This is a genomic window from Dictyobacter formicarum (assembly GCF_016587435.1).
In genome coordinates this window covers 20051-40799 of record NZ_BNJJ01000008.1, presented here as the reverse complement: position 1 = coordinate 40799, position 20749 = coordinate 20051, and the positions used below count along the sequence as shown (strand labels likewise).

20 protein-coding genes and 1 pseudogene are annotated in these 20749 nt (G+C 50.9%); 11 read left to right on the top strand and 10 right to left on the bottom strand.

Annotated elements, in window-relative coordinates; all coding sequences use genetic code 11:
• Window positions 1-62 precede the first annotated feature (62 nt).
• A complete protein-coding gene (locus tag JMI88_RS15015) occupies window positions 63-2006 on the bottom strand; it encodes a pectate lyase-like domain-containing protein (RefSeq protein WP_201362683.1) in 1944 nt (647 codons plus the stop codon).
• 415 nt (window positions 2007-2421) lie between these two features.
• Window positions 2422-2604: a hypothetical protein gene (locus JMI88_RS15010; protein WP_201362682.1), complete on the bottom strand. Its 183-nt coding sequence runs from the start codon at window positions 2602-2604 to the stop codon at window positions 2422-2424.
• 106 nt (window positions 2605-2710) lie between these two features.
• Between JMI88_RS15010 and JMI88_RS15005 the strand changes: the two genes are divergently transcribed.
• A complete protein-coding gene (locus tag JMI88_RS15005; protein WP_201362681.1) occupies window positions 2711-4087 on the top strand; it encodes a vWA domain-containing protein in 1377 nt (458 codons plus the stop codon).
• Here JMI88_RS15005 and JMI88_RS15000 read toward each other — a convergent pair.
• Window positions 4084-5094, bottom strand: a complete 1011-nt coding sequence (locus tag JMI88_RS15000) for a phosphotransferase family protein (RefSeq protein ID WP_201362680.1) — start codon at window positions 5092-5094, stop codon at window positions 4084-4086. The genes JMI88_RS15005 and JMI88_RS15000 overlap by 4 nt on opposite strands.
• Before the next feature lie 398 nt (window positions 5095-5492).
• On the opposite strand from JMI88_RS15000, the pseudogene JMI88_RS14995 reads away from it, so the two are divergent.
• The 4 genes and pseudogenes from JMI88_RS14995 to JMI88_RS14980 all read left to right on the top strand — a co-directional run bounded on the left by JMI88_RS14995 (window position 5493) and on the right by JMI88_RS14980 (window position 8718).
• Window positions 5493-6100: pseudogene (locus JMI88_RS14995) on the top strand (IS607 family transposase).
• Window positions 6078-7322 (top strand): RNA-guided endonuclease InsQ/TnpB family protein, encoded by a 1245-nt coding sequence (locus tag JMI88_RS14990; protein ID WP_201362679.1) that lies wholly within the window; start codon window positions 6078-6080, stop codon window positions 7320-7322. Before JMI88_RS14995 ends, JMI88_RS14990 begins: the two are co-directional and overlap by 23 nt.
• A 27-nt stretch (window positions 7323-7349) precedes the next feature.
• Window positions 7350-7922: a dihydrofolate reductase family protein gene (locus tag JMI88_RS14985; protein WP_201362678.1), complete on the top strand. Its 573-nt coding sequence runs from the start codon at window positions 7350-7352 to the stop codon at window positions 7920-7922.
• A 22-nt stretch (window positions 7923-7944) separates the two neighbouring features.
• On the top strand, window positions 7945-8718 hold the full coding sequence (locus tag JMI88_RS14980) for a DUF5694 domain-containing protein (protein ID WP_201362677.1): 774 nt from the start codon (window positions 7945-7947) through the stop codon (window positions 8716-8718).
• A gap of 79 nt (window positions 8719-8797) precedes the next feature.
• On the opposite strand, the gene JMI88_RS14975 is transcribed toward JMI88_RS14980, so the two are convergent.
• Window positions 8798-9349: a helix-turn-helix domain-containing protein gene (locus JMI88_RS14975; RefSeq protein WP_236022936.1), complete on the bottom strand. Its 552-nt coding sequence runs from the start codon at window positions 9347-9349 to the stop codon at window positions 8798-8800.
• Window positions 9350-9477: 128 nt separating this feature from the next.
• Here JMI88_RS14975 and JMI88_RS14970 point away from each other — a divergent pair, with 128 nt between their 5' ends.
• On the top strand, window positions 9478-10251 hold the full coding sequence (locus JMI88_RS14970; RefSeq protein WP_201362675.1) for a metallophosphoesterase family protein: 774 nt from the start codon (window positions 9478-9480) through the stop codon (window positions 10249-10251).
• Window positions 10252-10600: 349 nt separating this feature from the next.
• On the top strand, window positions 10601-11056 hold the full coding sequence (locus tag JMI88_RS14965; protein ID WP_201362674.1) for a carboxymuconolactone decarboxylase family protein: 456 nt from the start codon (window positions 10601-10603) through the stop codon (window positions 11054-11056).
• Between the two features lie 197 nt (window positions 11057-11253).
• Here JMI88_RS14965 and JMI88_RS14960 read toward each other — a convergent pair whose 3' ends face one another.
• Window positions 11254-11721, bottom strand: a complete 468-nt coding sequence (locus tag JMI88_RS14960) for a hypothetical protein (protein ID WP_201362673.1) — start codon at window positions 11719-11721, stop codon at window positions 11254-11256.
• Window positions 11722-12468: 747 nt separating this feature from the next.
• Here JMI88_RS14960 and JMI88_RS14955 point away from each other — a divergent pair.
• Both JMI88_RS14955 and JMI88_RS14950 read left to right on the top strand, forming a co-directional pair.
• Window positions 12469-13137 carry a P-loop NTPase family protein gene (locus JMI88_RS14955; protein WP_201362672.1) on the top strand — a complete coding sequence of 223 codons (669 nt, stop codon included), beginning with the start codon at window positions 12469-12471 and terminating at the stop codon, window positions 13135-13137.
• 67 nt (window positions 13138-13204) lie between these two features.
• Window positions 13205-13669 carry a ClbS/DfsB family four-helix bundle protein gene (locus JMI88_RS14950; RefSeq protein WP_201362671.1) on the top strand — a complete coding sequence of 155 codons (465 nt, stop codon included), beginning with the start codon at window positions 13205-13207 and terminating at the stop codon, window positions 13667-13669.
• 163 nt (window positions 13670-13832) lie between these two features.
• On the opposite strand, the gene JMI88_RS14945 is transcribed toward JMI88_RS14950, so the two are convergent.
• The 3 genes from JMI88_RS14945 to JMI88_RS14935 all read right to left on the bottom strand — a co-directional run bounded on the left by JMI88_RS14945 (window position 13833) and on the right by JMI88_RS14935 (window position 17402).
• Window positions 13833-15068 carry a serine hydrolase domain-containing protein gene (locus JMI88_RS14945; RefSeq protein WP_201362670.1) on the bottom strand — a complete coding sequence of 412 codons (1236 nt, stop codon included), beginning with the start codon at window positions 15066-15068 and terminating at the stop codon, window positions 13833-13835.
• 230 nt (window positions 15069-15298) lie between these two features.
• The gene (locus tag JMI88_RS14940) at window positions 15299-16504 is read right to left on the bottom strand and encodes an MFS transporter (protein WP_201362669.1); all 1206 of its coding nucleotides are present in this window, start codon (window positions 16502-16504) and stop codon (window positions 15299-15301) included.
• Window positions 16505-16832: 328 nt separating this feature from the next.
• Window positions 16833-17402, bottom strand: a complete 570-nt coding sequence (locus JMI88_RS14935; protein ID WP_201362668.1) for an elongation factor P — start codon at window positions 17400-17402, stop codon at window positions 16833-16835.
• A gap of 304 nt (window positions 17403-17706) precedes the next feature.
• Here JMI88_RS14935 and JMI88_RS14930 point away from each other — a divergent pair, with 304 nt between their 5' ends.
• Window positions 17707-17931 carry a hypothetical protein gene (locus JMI88_RS14930; protein WP_201362667.1) on the top strand — a complete coding sequence of 75 codons (225 nt, stop codon included), beginning with the start codon at window positions 17707-17709 and terminating at the stop codon, window positions 17929-17931.
• 184 nt (window positions 17932-18115) lie between these two features.
• On the top strand, window positions 18116-18691 hold the full coding sequence (locus JMI88_RS14925; protein WP_201362666.1) for a hypothetical protein: 576 nt from the start codon (window positions 18116-18118) through the stop codon (window positions 18689-18691).
• Window positions 18692-18878: 187 nt separating this feature from the next.
• On the opposite strand, the gene JMI88_RS14920 is transcribed toward JMI88_RS14925, so the two are convergent.
• Window positions 18879-19616, bottom strand: coding sequence for an FAM151A/B family protein (locus tag JMI88_RS14920; protein ID WP_201362665.1), 738 nt, complete (start codon window positions 19614-19616; stop codon window positions 18879-18881).
• Between the two features lie 106 nt (window positions 19617-19722).
• Window positions 19723-20502 carry a PHP domain-containing protein gene (locus JMI88_RS14915; protein WP_201362664.1) on the bottom strand — a complete coding sequence of 260 codons (780 nt, stop codon included), beginning with the start codon at window positions 20500-20502 and terminating at the stop codon, window positions 19723-19725.
• Window positions 20503-20749: the final 247 nt, after the last annotated feature.

The following is a 20749-nucleotide window of genomic DNA, read 5'->3' as shown; positions in this document are numbered from 1 at the left end:
CATCCATGGAGATGGAGCTTGATAAGACGTGATGAGAAACACTCAAAAGAGGTGTCAGGCCATTACGGATAGCTCACGACAGTGACCGGGACATCCGGATTGGCTCTGGTCGATGACCCGCCGGCGTCGTTGATTACGTGCAGGATGCCACCGGACCCACTCGTGGAGAGGAAGATCGTGAGCAGGTCGTGGAGGCTTGACGCTGGAAGGGTGGTGGGAACCTCAAATGCGCGTGCGGCGTAGATGTCCACCCCCTGATTGAAGAAGCTATAGCTGCCCATGCCGTATCCGCTGAAGCTGGTCACGCTATTGGCAACCTTGAAGGCAGCCCAGCCATCAACCCCGGGGGCTTCCATCCACACAGCCTGGCTGGGTGGATCGTAGGGCATCTCGTTCTGGAAGAAGATATCAGTGCCACCATTCCCGTTCCAGATCACCTCGTACTTCTGGTAATGCTCGACAAAAAGGCCGTACGCGGTCACATTGTTACCGTTGACGATGACGCCAGTGTCGGCGGTGTTGTCGTTCCAACCAACGCCGTTGCCGTGATCGGCACGCCAGGCCCAGATGTCATCGAGGATAACGTTGTCGCTATTGACAACCAGGCTGCTCGTTGCTTTGCCCGGTTCCGCGCCGCCGATACGGAAGAACACATCCTGCAGAGTGGTCGGATCGGAGGCCTCATGGTCGCTGCGAGCATGACCACTGCCAACCTGCAGCAACTCCGGCGAGTTCGTTGTGCCGGCGTCGAAGATCATTCCTGAGAGAGAGATCCCTTTCGCGCTGGCAACTGTCATTGGTACGATACCATTTTCAGGGATCAGAGTCGGGAAGCCAAGGCCAAGCACCACGGTATCGGGACGCGTGACATTGATGCTCTGTTCCAGGTGATAGACGCCCGGAGTCAGGATGAGATTTCTGCCGGAATCTAATGCGTCGTTGATCGTCGCGGCGGAGTCTGTCGGCTGGGCAATAAAGAATTTGTCGATTGGGATGGACAAGCCGGGAGTCGCGCCGCTGGCCCACGTTGTACCCACGGAGTTGTACTGTACCGAGGGCACGAAGACGTTGTAGCTCTTATTAGAGTCCATGTACAGGTATGGCGCCTCTCGCGTCACTGGACTGGTCGCGAGCGTGGTATACGGGCCACCACCACATGACGACTGCGCGGGGAAACACTGGGCGGGCGCTCCCACGGCGCCAGAAAACACCTGGTTCCAGACGCCGTTGCTCCAACCGCTCAGCTTGCTGTTTCTGACCAGCCACTGCTGCTGCGAGCCGTTAACCACGTTGCCATCGAACTGTGAATCGGCGATGAAGCCGCCACTCGCGTACGAGGGACCGCTGCAATAGTCCATCAGGGTGGTGGGCCCGTTGACGTGGACACGCCGCATCGGCGCGGCCTGCGATACGGCCCAGAATTCGCCGCTGTAGCAACCGGCGTGCGGGGTGGTCACGTTGATGCTCAAATTCGATAACGAGCGCCAGAAGTTATCGAGTGCGATGCAGTTGTTGGCGCCGAAACACTGGTTGCGCACATCAATGGACCCGTTGATAACGACGTCGTTCGGGGAGAGGCCGAGGCCCGCCACGGTCGTGTAGTAGCCGACCTGAAAGTTAAGGGGATTGGTACTGGACCCATATGTGCCGGGCTCGAACAGTAGCGCATAGCGCTGGGTTCCAAATTGGTTAGAGATCTGTTGGTTCGCCACCGCATCGACCGTCGCCTGGATCTCGCTTTGCGGCATGCCTGGATTGAAAATATAGACATTTGGGCCGAAGTTAGATTGGCTGGGTGGAACTTCCGATGCGGCCAATGCGACACCACTGGTGGTCGCCAGCGCACCAGCGATGCCGCTGGTGGCCATCACGCACATGAAGGCCAGCAGGGCCCCGGCGCTAAAGATCGAACGACACAGCCGTCCATCGCCAGGGTGGACGCGCCGAGTCTTCCATGTTTCTGGCTGCCAATGCCATTGGGACAGGAAAGTGCGTAAACTGCTCATCTCCTTATCTCCTCGTCTGTGATTTGCCGCGACCATGCGGCTCTCGCGCCTGTTCATTCGACTACTTCGCCATACCGGACACTCAACTCTATCTCGTTGCAGCAACACCTGGATATTCACCTTGAGAGTCCACGATAGTCAACCAGCAAGTCAGCCATGGATTTCAGTTCAGAACAGGCTTTCTAGACTATTTCGCCTGGACATGCTCTTTTCCTCTCTCAGCACAATAGATACTTTTCAATCTAGAATAGATATTCCAGGCTATTTCGCATACAACATTCCATAGTATAACATGAGAAACCGGTTTCTACAACGCGCACATCAATAGAGCCGGAAAAATGAGCTGGATTGTAGTATGCCTTTATTATTGTGCTGCTTCCAGAAGCACAAAGAACTTCCCTTTTTCCTGCTGCATTTAATATGGCATGAGCGCTGTTACTATCTCTTCCCCGTGATTTACCAGCAGCGAGAGGTGACCATCATGCGGATAATAAGTAGCGTTGCATTGCTCAAGCTGACGTGCGATTGCTCGCCCCGCGGCCACTGGTACATCTTTATCGAGTTCACCATGCCAGAGGTAGAGCGCAGGCGGCCTCATGCCCTTTGAGAAAATTTCAGAAGAAATCTAAAAGGGAAAAACCTTTCCCGCCTACGTCTATAAAAAAGAGACGAATGAATAATTATTTAAGCAAGGAGAGCTTCTCATGGGTTATGAAAAGAGGAAGGATCAACAGGATCGTTCCACGGTGAATGTTGAGCTTACGTCGAGCCCGGAACGATCACTTATCCATGCTACCGATAGTAGTCGTTACATTGTCTTCTTCACACGCGTCCAACACACTGCCGCCGCCGCAGTACAACCAGAGCGTCTTCCGCTGGAACTGGCCCTGGTATTAGATCGTAGTGGTTCAATGCATGGCACAAAGCTACAAACGGCCAAGCAGGCAGTGTTTTCGGTATTGGATCGTTTAACGCCACGCGATACGGTATCCCTGGTCGCCTTTGATAATCAGATCGAGACTATCCAATCCCCGGCACAGGTAACCCCGCAGCTTAAAAGCCAACTCCGAGAGAAGCTCTTTACGCTGGAAGCGCGCGCCTCTACCGCCCTGCATCAAGGCTGGCTGACCGGCTGCAATAGTCTGGCCAACACAGCCTCTGAGGCTGGAACACAGGCTTTGAAGCGCTGCTTCCTACTCACTGATGGCCTGGCCAACGTTGGCATGACCGATCCCGAACAGATCGCCAGCGCTTCCGCCTCGATGCGCGAGCAGAGCGCTATCTCTACCAGCACCTTTGGTATCGGCACCGATTACAACGAACTCCTCCTCGGACCCATGGCGGTCGCTGGTGGTGGACAGTTCCATCATCTGCGCTCGCCGGAGGAGATCATCAATACCTTTGTGGGAGAACTCGGTGAACTGCTCTCGGTTGCAGCTCTGCAGGTGCGCATGGAGGTCGAAACGTCGCAGGGAACGGAGCTTGACCTGATCAGCCCCTACTGGCTCAAATCTGCCAGGGACAATCCGTTGCGCCGTATCATTTCCATCGGCGATCTGCAAAGTAGCGAGGAGCGCCCCATCGTAGTGCGCTGTACATTTCCCGCCCAGCACGAAGATGCAGAGCCGCAGATCATCCGTGCGCGCGTGCTCTGGCGCGCAGACAACGCCGAACACGCAAGCGATTGGCAGGAAATCCGTTTCTCTTATGCCAGCCAGGACGCCTGTGCAGGTGAGGCACGCGACCCGCAGGTCATGAAGCTGGTTGCCCAACACGAAGCCGATCGAGCCCGCCGCGAAGCCGTGGCCAGCAGCCATCGCGGAGATTACCTCGGAGCTCAGAACGCTCTGAACGTGGCTATTCATTCCATGAGCATGTATGCCAGCAGCAGTTCGGAGGTTGCGGCGGAACAATCATCGTTAGAAGACCTTGCCGGGCAGATGTTTCGGGCGCCCATGCCTTCGGAAATGTCCAAGGAAATATATTATAATCAGCAGCGGCGCTCTCGTAACAGCAGAGATTATCGACAACCGTCGCAGCCTCCTACACCGCCTGAGCCTCCCAAACCAGATGACAACTAAGCGTTTCTCTGCAGAAAGGTGAGGGTATGCTGGATGTTGGCCTGCGCAATCCCCATCATGCCTTCGCGATTGGGGAAATCGCCGTCCAGCAGCCGCAGGGGACCGGCTACCAGCGACAGGTACATGGCGAGTGCGTAGAACTGTAGCCGCTGCTCATCAAGGTCGTTCGCCTGCAACCATCGGTAATGCTCACCGAAACGCAGCTGTAGGAAGACATGCTCCCACTCGACGTCGAAGAACATAGTTCCTTCGATATCAATGATGACCGGATTGCCTTGCTCGTCCACGAGCACGTGGTCCGGTCCAAGCTCACCGTGGATGAGGCTGTATTCGTGACGCGGGCACACAGCGCTAGCCAGCTCATGGATCTTCTCTTCCAGCTGCTCGCGCACCTGTGCCAGGCGCTCAACCCGTGTGGCGGCCTCAGCGAGATCCCGAACCGCACGATCCAGTACGATCTGCTCACACGACCGCTCCTGTTGGACATCAGCGAGACCCTCTACCAGGGCAACCTTGCCCGGACGCCGCCCTCGCTGCTGCCGCATAGCCTGCAGGGCAGCACTGAGACGAACCAGGGTAGGTTCCGCGCTCCGCGGATCGTGATCGAGCCGGGCCTCCAACGTGCCCCCACGCACGTCCTCAACCACCGCCACATCGGCAGGGAAGTGACTTCTGCTCCGGTCAAAGAAATACACCTGTGGCGTACGGACGCCGATAGCGTTGAGGCATGCGTGGCTAGCCTCGAAGAGATCGCTGCCGGAGGCATCCGAGAGCGGATCAGCCTGACCCGAGCCTGCATGACCTTGCGTGGTTGGCCAGTAGTTCTCCTCCTCATTCCAGACATAGAGAATCGCGGTAAACTCGTCGTCAAAGGTGAGGCGGTACACCCCCTTTTTACTACCACCCGACAGCCGCTCCACTGTGTTGAGGCGGCGCGCCGACCCAAAGACAGCTCCAACAATGCTCGTCAGCTGATCCTTCTCAACGAACCTGCGAGTTACATCCATAACCTGTCTCCATAACTAGCAAAGACTTCCTGTCCTGCATCATGATTTTCTATCAAGCGGCCATTTCGTCAGCATCCAGGCGCCGACCTGAAGCCCCAAACTGGCCCAGCCGAAAGAGGCTCAGTATACAAGTTTACCGCGCGGGGTGTCAAGTTCCTGTCTCGAGCCACGAACAACGTTGTTAACAGGTCCTATCTTCATGATTTTGGAAGAGCAAGATGCGAGAAGTTTTTTCGCGTTCTTCATGCTATGATGATTAAGTAGCTAGGAGTTAACGGCCAGGACGTCCCCCTGGCGCAGGTTGCCATTCATCAAATTACTCATCATAACGCCTCGAACAAGATAGAGATAGAAACAAGGAGACATTAAACAGTGTTGACGATTGTGTTTAATTGTGCATGAAGAACACATACAACATTCAGGAGTTTGGGCAATTGATTGGCAAGTCAACAAAGACGTTGCAAAAGTGGGATCGAGAGGGGAAGCTTGTTGCCTATCGGTCCCCTCAATCAAACCGACGCTACTACACACACGATCAATACCTTGAATACCGAGGACTGAAAGCGGCTGCCAAAGGACAAACCATCGTGTATGCAAGGGTGTCTGGAGTGACGCAAAAGCCAGATCTTGCCAATCAGCTGAAGGCTCTTGAAACGTACTGTCAAGACCACCAAATTGCTGTTGATGAGTGGATGCAAGATATTGGCAGTGGACTCAATTACAAGCGAAAAAACTTCAACCGGATCATGGAGATGGTGGAACTCGGACAGGTAAAACGTCTGATTATCGCCCATCGTGATAGGTTGGTCCGGTTTGGGTTCAGCTACTTTGAAGCTTTTTGCCAGCAGCACAACTGCGAAATTGTCATTGTGAATGGAGAAACCCTTTCTCCAGAGCAAGAATTGTGCAGGATCTGATTGCTATCACCACAGTTTTCTCGGCAAGGCTCCACGGGTTGCGGTCATATAAGCGGGGGTTGAAAGATGCTGCTGAGCACAAAGATTAAGCTTGACATCTCGGAGCAGGACGCTACTACCCTTGAATTCATGCAAGGCAAGTGTCGAGGGCTGTACAACTGGTGGGTGATGAAGTTACGCAATGGCGAAAAGTGGAACCTCTACGAAGCAAAGAAAAGCCTTCAGCAGAGCAAGCAACACGATCCTGAGCTTATTCAGGTTTATAGCAAGCTTCTCCATGAGGTGTACTTCCGTCTGGATGGAGCCATGAAAGCATTCTTTCGGCGTGTGCAAGCAGGGGAAACCCCTGGGTTCCCACGGGTGCGCCCCCGACACAACTTCTTTACGCTGAACTATCCTGCCATGTATATCAAGATGAAGGACGGCCATCTCATTTTGCCAACGGGCGGTGGTGGTAAGCACGGTCCAAAGGTGCACCCAAACATTCAGGCGAAGCTCACTGAACCCCCTCCCGAACACTTCAAAGAGGTGGCCATTAGCCGCGATGCTCGGGGTCACTACTATGCCTCCTTTGTGGCTGAGCGGGAAGAAGAGCCGTGCAAACCTGCTGGGGTTGTGGCCTTCGATATGGGCATAAAGACATTGGCAACAGGGGTCAATGAGCAGGGAACGTTCTATCACGTTGGCGGATTCAAGGGAGGGCAGTGGTACAACCGCCAACTCGACAAGATACGCTCCAAGCGAGATACGTGTAAGAAGAAGTCACGTCGCTATAAGCATCTGAGCAAGGTCTATAAGCGGGTGAGTGAGAAAAAACGCCGAAAACAACGGGATAGCCTGCATAAAGCATCCCGCCTTATCGCCCACCGTCTGGTTGAAAGAACCGTGGTGGTTGGAGATCTTTCTCAACGACAAATGGTGATGAAAGAGCATCGGGAAAAGAATAAGCGCCTCAACCGTAGGGTGTTCAACGATTGGGGACTCTACACGTTTATTGCGATGCTCACCTATAAATGTCAGTTGTACGGGAAAGATCTTCAAATCGTAGACGAACGCGATACGTCGAAAATGTGCAGCGGGTGTCGACACCTTCAAGCCATGCCGTTATGGAAACGGACGTATCGTTGCCTGGAATGTGGACTTGTCATGGACCGCGACGATAACAGCGCGGTAAACATCTTGACAAGGTTCCTTGCCCGGCTAGGGCCACACACTCAACCAGAGTGCGGTGTACTGCAAGAGGACCAAAACAGCGTAGAAGTCAAGCAGGCTTCCTGTCCGGCCCAAATGCAGCAACTAAGTATGTTTTAACACATTTTAGAAAGCAGGAAACTATTCATGGGTAAAGTCGTTGTCTTCACAAATCTGACACTCGATGGGGTTATGCAGGCGCCGGGAAAGCCGGACGAGGACCGCCGTGGCGGCTTCGAGCACGGTGGCTGGGCGGCGGCCTATGCCGCGATGGCGCAGGCCGGAGACAGTAAGTCCTATACCAACACCCTGCTACTGGGCCGACGGACATATGAGCAATTCTACTCCTTCTGGCCCCACCAGACCAATAATCCCTACACGGAGATGCTAAACAACACCCAGAAGTACGTCGCCTCAACGACGTTAAAGGAGCCGCTTCCATGGATCAATTCCACGCTGCTGAAGGGCGACGCGGCAGAGGCCATGTCCACCCTCAAACAGGAATCCGACAAAAACTTCTTGATCATGGGCAGTGGTGTGTTGATCCAATCGCTGATGCGGCGCAACCTCATCGATGAGTACGTGCTCCTGATTCACCCACTGGTTCTAGGATCAGGACGCCGCCTCTTCCCCGATGGCGGCGCATTCGCTGCTCTCCGGCTCGTCGGCACAAAGACGACGGACAACGGTGTCGTGATCGCGACCTACCTGCCTCGCTAGTCGAGAGCTAGAAAGAGTACACATGGCTCACCAGAATCCGCTTGAATTGAATAATGGGCGGCCGACCATCCTGCTACTGGGATGTAGCCATTGGGCCAATCACAATCGCGACGTTTTTAATGTGCAGCATGATGATATGCTCGCCCCTAAAAGGCAGAGTGAGATCCAGATATGCATAGACAATCTCAAACGCTTTCAACCCACAAAAGTAGCCATCGAGATTCCGACCGAACAATCTCATGATATCAATGAGCAGTATCGCCGCTATCGCGCTGGAACCTTTCAGCTTTCAGCCGAGGAATACCATCAGCTCGGTTTCCGCATCGCCACCGCCTGCCAGCATGAAGAGATCTATGCGATTAACTGGAATGAGGCGATCGGCTATGACTATGGCATGGACGTCATCTTCGAATTTGCACAAAAGCATCAACCAGAGATTTATGAGCAGCTAATGGGAAGTGGACAGCGGCACCTGGAGCAGGCACAGGAATGTCTGAGCCAAACGACTGTGCGCGAGCAGTTGCTAGAAATCAACGCCCCAACCAATTTATCTCGTGATCACCAGGCCTATTTGATGATGGCGCGTATCGGCGCGGGAAAACAGTATGTAGGGATCGGCTGGGTACAGGGCTGGTATGCGCGCAACCTGAGGATCTTCGTCAATCTCACGCGCATCGTCACTTCTCCCCAGGACCGTGTCCTGGTAATTTATGGCTCCGGCCATTTACCACTCCTCAGCCAGTACATTCACGACTCCGGCCTCTACAAGCTTGAGGCAGTTGAGCGCTATTTATAAGCGTCTATATAATATTCCATAACCATTTGGAGCATAATTCGCCTGTTAATAGATATAAATGGGCAGCAAAGTATTGGTATTAACTCAATATTTTAATCACAAAATAGCTGCATACTCCCTCACCAACGTTCTCAAAATAATGAGGCACATCGGCGACAAAATAAAACAGATCCCCTTCCTCAAGCAGATATTCCTGGGAGTCAATTCTCACTCGTACTTTTCCCTGCTCCATGAGTAGATATTTTTCTGTCCCTTGTTTCAAAGCTGGTAATTCCCCTGAGTTGCTGCCTTCTGGAATCACATGCCTCACAAATTCAAGTGCTCTTCCCTCGAGGGCTGGAAAGACCTGCCGCTCAAATCCCGTTTCGGGATCACGGAACGAGAGACGGCGATCCTTTGGCATTTTGACCGCTTCCCTTCGTTCTTCGATACCAATGAGCTGGGAAGCGGTCATGTCAAACGCCAGGGCGATTTTGACGGCAACGACCAATGTGGGGTTTGTTTCTCCTCGCTCAATTTTGGAGAGCATTGCCCGGCTCACCTCAGAATGTTCTGCCAGCTCCTCAAGTGTCCATCCGCGCGTGCTACGCAGCTGACGAATGCGTAGCCCAAGGTGGTCGGCTGACGCCATTTCCACTATGTGAGAATTTTTTCTTGATTTTTCATCTCTCATATGTTATCCTAAAAATCCAATATATTAGAACAATTGCCTACATAATAACACGAACATGCTTTTGTTCTCAAGGAGGAGCATCTTTAATGCTGCAACATGCACAGAGCCAAAAATTTACAGTTGCTGTCCTCGCCGATATCCACGGTAATCTCGCTGCTCTACGCGCCGTCCTCGCTGATCTGGCAACCCAATCTTATGATCAGCTTGTCATCGCGGGAGATCTCGTGATGAATGGTCCTCATCCGAAGGAAACGTTGGACTGCATACGCACCTTGCAGGTTCCGACACTCTTTGGCGAAACGGATCGTGCAGTTGTGGAGGCAAATAGAGAAAATGCTTTGGCTTACTGGACCGCTGAACAGATTGGGACAACAGGAATTGCTTATCTGGAAACTCTCTCTTTTTCTCAATCGATCATGCCGCCCCAGGATGCTTCACCCGAAAATGAATTGCTCATTGTTCATGCAACGCCAACCAACGTCGCTGCTTTTCTAGTTCTCGAGCCCAATTCGCTGGACACCCGGTGTGCGACGCCCACCTCGGAGGCAGAGGCGAGCGACTTGCTAGGTGAGACACATCCTCGTCTGATTCTCCATGGTCATGTGCATTACGCCTCATCTGGATACGTAGGTAACCAGCAAGTGGTCTCTATTGGTGCTGTCGGATTTCCTTTCGATGCGAATCCCCAGGCAGCCTATGCTCTCGTAACATGGAATGGTAGCCGCTGGGAAGTCATCCATCGCCGTGTTTCCTATGACTACGAAAGCGTGATTGCCGCTGTGGCCCACTCTGGGCAACCCCGGGCGGACACGATTGCCCACCGGCTGCGCACCGCACGATGGTGCCCACCGCTCTCGTGATCAGTACCACAGCATACTCTCCCAAAGGCCATTGCGCCTCTCGGAGAGTATCCTCTCTGTATTCGAAGTAGATAGCTATTGGCAAATGCACTTAAGGGTGAGCAGATTATCAGGTAATCTCTTTTGTTGAGGCGCGAAAAAAACTTTATCTATCCGTCACATTCTCTTGCTGGGTTCCGTCATTGTTGTGACGGGCGATACTCAACCGATAGGACAGGAAGCCCGAATCCAGTTGAAGCACCAGATGGGCAATCCCGTCAAGATCAAACCGATCATTAAGAAATTTGTGATGTCTTTTCCTGGATGCCCAACATCCTGGCGGAGCCTCGATACCTGAAGGAGATTTATCATGCAAGCACGAATGAGCAACCCGGCAATGATCCTCCCTGACGCTATGGATTCTATACTCACCCTGCTCAAGGCCACGCGAAAGGGTGGCGTGCCGTCGAAGACGCTTGAACTTGTCCACCTGCGTGCGAGCCAGATCAATGGCTGCAGCGCCTGCGTTGACTCAGGGGCGCGCAACGCCAAAAAGGCTGGCGAAACGGATGAGCGCCTCTTCGCTGTGGCGGCCTGGCGCGAGGCCCCCTACTTCACCGACGCCGAACGTGCCGCCCTCGCGCTCACCGAGGCTGCCACCCGCCTGGCCGATCGTCCGGACCCGGTCCCAGACGAAATCTGGGAAGAGGCCACCCGCCACTTCGACGAGAAGGGCCTGGCTGCCATCGTCCTCATGATCGCCACCACCAACCTGTTCAACCGCCTCAACGCCACCACCAGGCAACCGGCGGGCCAGCAGTGGTAATAAACCTGAAAGATCAGGATGTGCAGATCGAAAATTAGCAGGAAAACCCTGGCCGAGTTCAACAATCACTGATCGGGGGAAGTGGCCGTGCTTTCTCCCTGGCGCTCTTACAGCACAAGCCCGGCCAGTGCTGTAAGAGCATATTTTTTCAACTCAGATCGGAGATCAATGTATTCTCTCTCCATTGCTGAACTCCCTTATTGGGACGCAACAACCTTTACTGTGAGGTGAAATTTTCCATTCTTGATGGTACACGTACCCGGTTCAACCGCCTGGTATCCAACAAGATAGAATGGTGGCTGCAGCCCGGCATTCTGGAGGCTGTGATTATTAATAGCCTGCGAGGGCTGGCAGGAAATCTGTATCTGTTGTCTGGGATACTCCTGCTGATTGAACGCCAACCACAAACGCGAAGTGACTGCTACGGTGAGGGTTTTTCCGCTCTCCTGCATTGTTTTTTGATACTGTTGAGCACCAAAGGTCGCCAACGATGGAGCCGTTTGTGTTGCACTCACCTGGGTGCGCTGTGGTGCTGGCGAACCCGATGTATTGATTGCGTTTCCACAACTCACCAGAAAGAGCAAAGCAAGGCTTAAGATCGTCCAATAGAGGATTGCATGTTGCAAACATTTCAGCAGTGCTGGCTTTCTATCAATGGTAAACATCTTCTTTTTTCTTTCATCAGAAGCAGGAGCATTAACAGTAAGAGGACGCTTTTAAGAGGCAAAACTGCTGAGAAATCATTGAATCTAATATAGCATTTTGGTGCATTTTCATCAAGCAATTACGTTTTGGATTATTTTACTTGGGCAGCCTTTTAACTGCAATTTGCGCTTTTGAAAAGCAAATTCGATTGACAGGTTTCTTTCTCGCCTGCTATACTACAAAGCGTAACAACTATTTTCTTCTATGGAGGATCTAACATCTATGCCAGCACAGCGCTAACTCCATTCTGTTTCACTTTATGTAGATGAAACAGGCACTATTCTTCCTGATCACATACAATGTATCTTCAATGAAGGGATCATTCAATTATTCCCCTCTTCGTTGTTGTGTTGTCCAGATTTATCTTGCACAATGCTACACAAAAGAGATACAGCGTATTGTGTTGTCAAGCAAGCAGCAAATGGTGCCCAGAGGTATGGAGAAGCGTGGCAACAGAGGTGTTTGATATGGAATCTCCAGCGAACCCGTCGCTGATATTCCCTCGTTAGCCACATCCTTTGGCAGGCTTATACTGCCATTTGGCGTCGCCTCACATGCGCATTCAATTACTATGAAGGTGATAGCAAGACCTCTTCATGATCTCTTTTTGCACCATTTGTTCCTTTTAAATGCCATTACAAGTTATATGGGCTTCTTTGCGTGCCCTCTCCACCAGAGGAAACGCACCAAGAAGGGTCCGGAAAGCGATGATCAGACAATCACAATCGAGACACCAACATAGACGATTTGAAGAGGAAAGAAAAAACGTGGTAAAAGTCCACATTTTAGGGGGACCAGGCAGTGGAAAGACAACGCTCGCACAGTGCATATCTTCCAGATTTCATGTCCCTCATTATAATCTGGATAAAGTGAACTTTAAGCAGGTGAATGAGGTGGACATTGCGGAGCAACCAGCCTGGGTTACAGAAGGTATCTATCTCATATTTACGGAAGCCATGCTTTATCATGCCGATTACATTGTTGTTCTTACAGCCCCCTGGCCCGTGCTTGCGCAACGCATGATACGCCGCCATGTCTTGAATAGTCTTCGCGGCACCCAGGACTATCCAGGCCTCAATGGCATCAAGGCGCTCATCAAACTTATAAAGGATACGCGCAGCTACTGCCTTAATCAATGTGATAAGGAGATACCTTCAGCAAAGAGCCTTCATGAATACATTGAGCTTCACACGGAGATCGCAGATCCACCTTCGAAAGAGTTTGTAAGCACATATGTCTCCACATACGGGGAGCTCATTATACCGCCAAGCGCTCAGTTTGTCGCTGAATACCTTGAAAGATATAAAGAGAAAGTCATCTTCATCAACAACCGCGCTGACAGGGAACGTCTGTTTGAACTCTTCATGAAAAAGTGACATAGACTTTCCTCCAAACGGGTATTCATAACAAGTACCGCATTTTATGTATGAAAGGAATAACACAATGACATCAGAAAATCAGCAATTCAGTCGTCAAGATCTCCTGGCAGCACTTGAGCAGGGATGGAAGCATTACCTTACACACTTACATGAGCTATCAGAAGATGAACAGGTTCTCTATGCACAGAAACAAGGATTTACTCGTGTTCAAGATGTGTTAGCGCATGTCGTGGCATGGTGGGAGCGGTCTATGCAGAGGTCGTTCCAGATCATCAGCGGTCATGCTGTTCCGCGTACCGATGACATGGATGCATTTAATGCAGAGGTGGTAGAACAATACCAACAATGGACCGGTGAAGCCATTGAGGCGAAATTTGCGGACACTCTAACTACCTTTGAACGCTTCCTCAAAGAGCTACCAGACACAGCGTTTGAGAACGAGCGCATTCAGCTCTGGCTGCGTATCGACGTCATTGACCATTATGAAGATCACCGCTTGCCCAACGCCCCTAAATTGCCAGGGGTTTAAACGCTCATTCATGTCCCTTCAAGATCTCGTCGCAACGTTGTGACAAGATCTTGAAGGAAAGGCGAAATAGGGAAGCAAAACGGCCAGCAACCAACGCTGTGATCGCTTGCTTCTCTGCTACAGCATTCTTTTCTTTCAGGTAATTTATAATAATGAACGTGCATCAATCAGAGATCGCTTGATAGGTCATTGCCAGAAAATCTTCGCTGAGCTGGGTGTAGAACGGGTTTGTACCCAGGACTTGAGGCATGAGGGTTGCCATCAACTGCTCTTGCGGATCTGCGATCCATGTCGTTCCAAACGCTCCCGGCCAGAAAAAGGAGCCAACACCCGGCCCTAGTCCGATACGCCTGGTCCTGACTGCGACGCCATAGCCAAAACCCCAGTTGTCCCACATCCCAGCCGATGGATCCATATCATAGCGATCAAAATTCGAAAAGGGATGGGTGTGCTGCTCAGGTGTGAGATAGTCGGTCGTCATCGCCTCTACCGTCTTACGCGAGAGAATACGGACGCCATCCAGTTCCCCTTTGTTCAGCAACATGCGCCCGAAACGTTGAAAATCGTCAACGGTGGAAACGAGACCGCCTGCTCCCGCCTGGAAAAGCGGAGGCTCAGCCCAGCCAGTGTTGCGCGGATGATCTCGCATCTCGAGTTCTCTTCCAGGTGCTGATACATAGAACGTCGCCAGCCTGCTGCGCTTTTCTGCTGGCACCACAAAGCTCGTATCCACCATCCCCAGCGGCTCGAAGAGATACTCGCGCAAAAATGTTTCCAACGGCTTGCCCGTGATCCTGGTAATCAGCACCCCCAGGATATCAGAGGCCACCTGGTACAGCCAGCGCGTTCCTGGCTCATAGAGCAAAGGAAATTCGCCAAGACGAGCCATCCATGCATCAGGGGCCAGGCGCTCTCTATTCGGTATCTGAAGCACATCCGCTATGGGTGCAGCAGTCAGGGCAAAGATGCGCGGTCTCAGGCTGGATGCTCCCCACCCGATGCCGAGACGATACGTCAGCAGATCGTGCAGGGTAATTGCACGCGGCGAGGGATAGACGTCGTCGGGTGAGCCTTGTGGATCGCGCATCACCATCCGATTCGCCAGTTCCGGAAGCCAGGCATCCACAGGATCGTAGAGACGAATCTTGCCCTCTTCAACCAGCGTTAAGACGGCAGCAGCGACAATCGGTTTGGTCATCGAAGCGATACGAAAGATCGTATCACGCTTGATGGGAATCTGCGCCTCTTTATCCTGCCAGCCAATGGTCTCGACGTGGGCCTCCTCCCCGTGCCGGTGAATAATGGCGACGATCCCCGCCATCTCTCCGCGCTCAACATAACCATGCAAGACCCTGCTCAGACGACCCAAACGTTCCTGTGAAAACCCACTCTTATGCATACAAACCTCTTTATATTCTTTCCTTTTGATTGAGGTAGCAAAGTTGCCACCCTTGCTGCTCTCACATGAGGGCTATACACCAGAAGAGTATAGCAAGAGAATGGCGACATCCTTATGTCATAATTGGATATAGTGGCAGGCAATTTTCTGGATGGTGAATCAAACGCGTATGCGCAATTCATCTAATGCTGGCACCTTTGGGTCAACCTCAAGATTCAACATATACTCGCTCATTCTTCGGAAGGAAGATACCGCTCAGCATGAGCAAGTGCGGTAAATGAAAAGCCCACAGCAATACCACAGATAATAACACCGATAGCGCCATAAACCCAGGCTACTTGATTAGTGAGCACAATAAGCCATCCACCCAGTACCGTTCCCAGTGGGCTGATTGCCTGCCCTATCACATTGATGACGCCAGCAACTCGACCAAGAAGATGGTTGGGGACAAGTGCTTGTCTCAAGCTTACAACGGTAATATTGAAAAGGATGATCATTCCCGAACTGAGTGCCCAGAGTGGTAAAGCTAGCCAATACCAGGGAATCATGGCTAGTACCAGAATGAGCAAGCCATTGATCATGGTTGTCCCCAACGCGATAGCTCCGAATGACCAATATTTGCGCATAGTACCCGCGAGCAACGAGCAGACAATCACGCCGAGGCTTCCTGCCGAGAAAAGGAATCCAATCTGTGTATCGCTCGCTAGAAGATGTTGCCTGGCAAAGACAACTAACTGAGCTCCGAGAGTGATCCCGACTAGATTAAATAGTGCAGCAATGATTGCAATCGAGCGAATGACTGGTTGTTGAAGCACGTAGCTAAGACCTTCACGCATATCTGAACGAAAACTCGTGGCTTTTCGTTGCGTGGTGCTATTGAAACTTGTTCTAATCAGCAGCAACAATCCAGCGGAAAGGAGAAAGGAAAGAGCATCGAAGAACAGAAGCGCAGAAAGAGGCATGATTGCCACAATGGCTCCTGCAATAAGTGGCCCTAACACCCGAGCCGCGGAGGTCGCAGCCTGTATGCGTCCATTTGCGGTTGCAAGCTGCTCACGCGTCACCAAACTGGGAAGGGCAGCAGATTGTGCCAGCAGAAAACAGATAGACAGGGTTGAACCAAGGAAGCCAACAAGATAGATCTGCCAGATTACCAACTGATGGAGCCATGCCAATAGTGGAATAGAAGCAATAACCAGGGCATTAGCAAAATCTGTCAGGGTCATAAGTTGCTTGCGGTTGCTACGATCGACATAAGCACCAAGGAAAAAGCCAAAGAGGAGCCAGGGAAGAGTCGTTGAGACGCTAGAAAACGCAAGATTGAGCGCTGAACCAGTAAGCTTATAGACCAGTAACGGCCAGGCAAAAGCAGTAAAGGAACTCCCAAAGTTAGAAATAGTCTGGCCGATCCAAAATTTCCAGAAATCAGGCTGCACTGTTCCTTCTCTCCTACGAATATAAACAAGCCAGAGAGAGCACTTCCTGCTGCACTTTTAGAAGCTTCTTTTCAGAAAATCCCTAAGATCATACCATATTCTGTAACAGAAGAACAATCATTTTGACAGGGGAGATACTGGCCAGCTAACGTCATGTGCAAGTTTCCTTGCCAAAGAAAAAGTTCATGAGGTGTTCTCAGAAAAAAACCTAAACAACTCTCTAAAGAATTTGCACATTGCGTTATACAGGGATTCATGTCTGCAAAAAAGGGTTCGAGCAACCTGGTCAGGTCGCCTGAACCCTGGAGTGAAGTAAAAGTAAGCCTGCTTAGACGCGTTCTATATATTCTCCGCCATCAGTGTTGACGCGGATGAGGTCACTCGGGGAGACAATGGTGGGGACCATTACGACCAGGCCAGTTTCAAGTCTCGCGGGTCCCTCCATTATGGCGCGCCAGTAGTGCCCAACCATCTCAATGCTCTTTACGCGCATGATGATTGATGGCGGTAAATCAACACCAACCGGTTCGCTGTTAAGCACAAGCATGTCGAGATTCAAGTCATCGACAATAAATTTGCCAGCTTTACCCAGCATTTCCAGGGGGAGCATAAATTCATCGGGATCGTCGGGATTATCGGAGCCGATATCCACGAAGTGATACAATTCACCATCCCAATAGGTGAAGACGACCGCAAGGCGCTCGATCGGAATGACTTTATATTTGAAATGGGCTTCCAGGGTTCGTTCAACCAGATCATGGGTACGTATGTGGCGCAACTTTGCCCTGACGGTTGGATCAACTTGTGCCCTGGTGACGTTCCGCCAATCGACAACTGTATAAGGCTCTCCCTCAACCTCAATAGTGATTCCTTTTGTTATGTCACGTCCTGTAATCATAAAGCACCCCACTTCTGTGCTGCATAAAACCTTTATACGGTCTGTTGTGTAAGAGACATACCCCCTGCCATCAACACGTATGGTGATGGGGAAAGGTATGACAGACAGTGGGTTGAAAAGTTCGCTGATATTGGTTTGCAAAGGGAGGTTATGAAGATTGCGCCTATTATACACCTTCTGTCAAGCAATACGCATCGCCCCAAAGACTGATGTTTTTCAATGTATAATCCAGTATACTCGGCGTTAGGAAAGACATTGTTCTTCATCCAGAGTATTTATTTATTAAGGAAGGGCCAGCAAACATATGCGAGACCTCAACGAAATCAATCGGATGCGAGTCGTCTATCAGCATCCTCACATGGAGCAGGTTTCAGTTCGCAAAGATATTCTCTACAAGACGGTCAACGAAGAAAGCTTGAAAATGGATGTGTACTATCCGCTCGATATGCCATCTCATACTTCTCGCCCAGCGGTTCTCCTTGTGCATGGGGGTTCACAAGCAAAGTCTGTCGAGCATGTCAAAGAATAGCGAAATATTCCCATCACCTTCATAAATCATCCCCAGGGCGAGCATGGCTTCGATATTTTCAATGATGATGCGCGCACGCGAGAAATTATCAAGGCTACGCTTGCCTTTCTCTCTGAACACCTGGAGCAATAGCTCTTTACGTATATTAAGTAATACGCGACGCATAACAGAAGGAAGCTTTATCTTGCAGAAGAATTTGGCGCAGACAACTCTATCATCGCTCTTCCTCTACCACTATTATGAAGCCTCTGTAGGCCCGTTTCGCACCCTTTCAGATCTCAGTCAAGAGGATGCTGAGAAAATATCGGCGCGTCTTCGCCAGGAGAACAAAACATTTGCGGCCCAACGAAAGGCTGATTATCTAACGACGCGCCGTGAGCTTGAGCAGCAGCTACGAAGGCTCTTTCTTGAAAAAGGAGGAATGCCGCAGCGTTTAGTGCCCCAATACATGATTGTTGGAGAATGCCCATGGCTACAAGGATGGTACAGGGATGGCAGAGCAGTCAAAATAGCAATTGATGCATTTCATCCTCTTTCTATCAGCTTCACATATGGCGATTCTTTTCCTGCTATGCGCTACCAGGATGGAAGGCCATATCGTGGACAGGTATATACACTAAGTGAAATCCTTGAGATAATCAAACAGTACGACTTTCCTCAGAACTGGAACGCAGACGGAAAAAAAGGGCCAGAACGTTATATTGAAGCCCAGATCTGGGATGAGGTTTCTCTTCTTGAGAAATCTCCAACACTTCTATGATTGAAATGGCGTATGAATAAGGAAGCGGCCCTGGACTGGAATTTTCTACCGGCGGAAGACGCCTTTGTAATCCACTTTCAACTCGACCGGGCCGCTCTAGTGTCTTGCCCGGCAAGACATCCACTAATAGAGTAGTATAAATGTTCTTGCGCTTTTAATGCAAACTACCCACAAAGGGATTTAGTCGCTAGATCGCATTATTCCACCAGCTTAGGGGTTTACCGTTTTCATCCACACAATCGTAACAGACCTTTGCCGGATCTGTATTCTCCTGAAGCCAGAGACGTAAATACTTATCCACCGGTTTGCCATCCCAAATAGTTAATGAGTATCCATCATGCTGCAAAAGCCTTGTCAGATGGGGCCAGGAAAATGGCAGCATTCTTGCATTGACAGGAAACGTCACCTGTTCAAAATCTTCACAGGCACCGAGCATCGCGTCGATGTTCTCTCCACTCAGTGGGGTATACTCATTGGTCCAATCAGGGGACAGAATACCCCGAGGATAGAACTTTTTACAGGCTGCGAAAAAGCCCCTGGTGCTAAATTTAGGAGGATATCCGTCATTTCCTGGCACAACACCTGCATTGAGCAAAACCGGCTGCTGTAAGCCGCTGTCCCTCAGCAATGTCAGGCAAGGAATGAGAACTTCCGGATCTTTCATATCCAGTTTAATACCTTGCCTGGAGCCAATCATAATGTTGATAAATGTGTCAAAACGAAGATCACTATCCTGAGCTGGTGGATGAGCCAGAACAACCTCACCGCTGGAAGAAAGAATTACATCAACTTCGAGCATCATTACTTGCGGGTCATTCAATACATCTTGCAGTCGCTGCTGGCTATTCACTGCATGACTCCAGGTAATATCTCCCAAAACCTTGATATCATAATGTTCCTGTAAATACGATACAACGTCTCTCATGGGCATAACTCTTCTTTCACTGATTGATAAAGGATCATGAAGAGACTGCCGCACCTTCACGGACCAGCATCCCATCACGATAGAGTAAGGACTATGCGCGCAGGCTTTAGATAGCATATTCTTCTGGTTGCTGTCGCTTCCAGATACGAATCCCCCGTATATTCGCCTCACGTAGGATACTCTCAAACTTCGCGTGTGCCTGGGCTACTTCTGCTGGATAATGAGCGTCGGAGCCACAGCTGATGGCAGTGCCTTGAAGGGCACAGGCCCGGATCAAACGCTGGACAGCATCGGGATAGGTCAGTACATCAAAGCCGTTGAGTTCTAATGCAACATTACAATGTGCTGCCTCAGCAGCCAGACGCTCAAGTTCTTCATCAAAAGTAGGTGGCAGATAAGGATTGGTCGTCCGCATCCGCACTGGATGGCTCACTACCTGGAAGAATCCGCTGTTCACCGCTTCGCGTAATAATTCGAAGTAGCGCAGCCAGAGCGCTTCACCCTGCTCACGGCCGATATCCCCTTCCATCCGATCAAAATGCAATGCATCAACATCATGGATGGAACCAATGAGAAAATCCCATGCATAGTCACGCAATGCCGCCTGTATCTCCTCATTCTTGCCCGGGTAGAAGTCAACTTCAAGTCCCAATCGAACGTCAAAATGTTCGGCCTGGCCCGCATACAGTACCTGCTGACGATACTCCTCCATCGGCAGGATGACTCCTTCCTGAGGCATATGCGCCAGCACAGGACGACCTTCCAGCGTTTGAGAAATATGCTCAGAGATTCCAAATATTCTTAGCCCTCTTTGTCGAGCGGACTCCACCATTGCCTGGGCAGAGGTATAAGAGATATGGTTGTGAAAATCGGAAATAATAGTCATAAGTAATGTGGTCTTCCTTCCATGTGGAGCGAATATCGTACAAGATGCATAGATGTATAGTGGCTCCGTAACACTGCCCATGGAACATTTATAACAGAAGCGGCCCACAACCGGAAATCACAACCGGTGGATTGACGCCTTTGTAATCCACTTTTATATCGACTGGGCCGCTTTAGTGTCTTGCCTGGCAAGACATCCACTAATAAAGTAGTATAAATATTCTTGCACTATCAATGCAAGACATTCA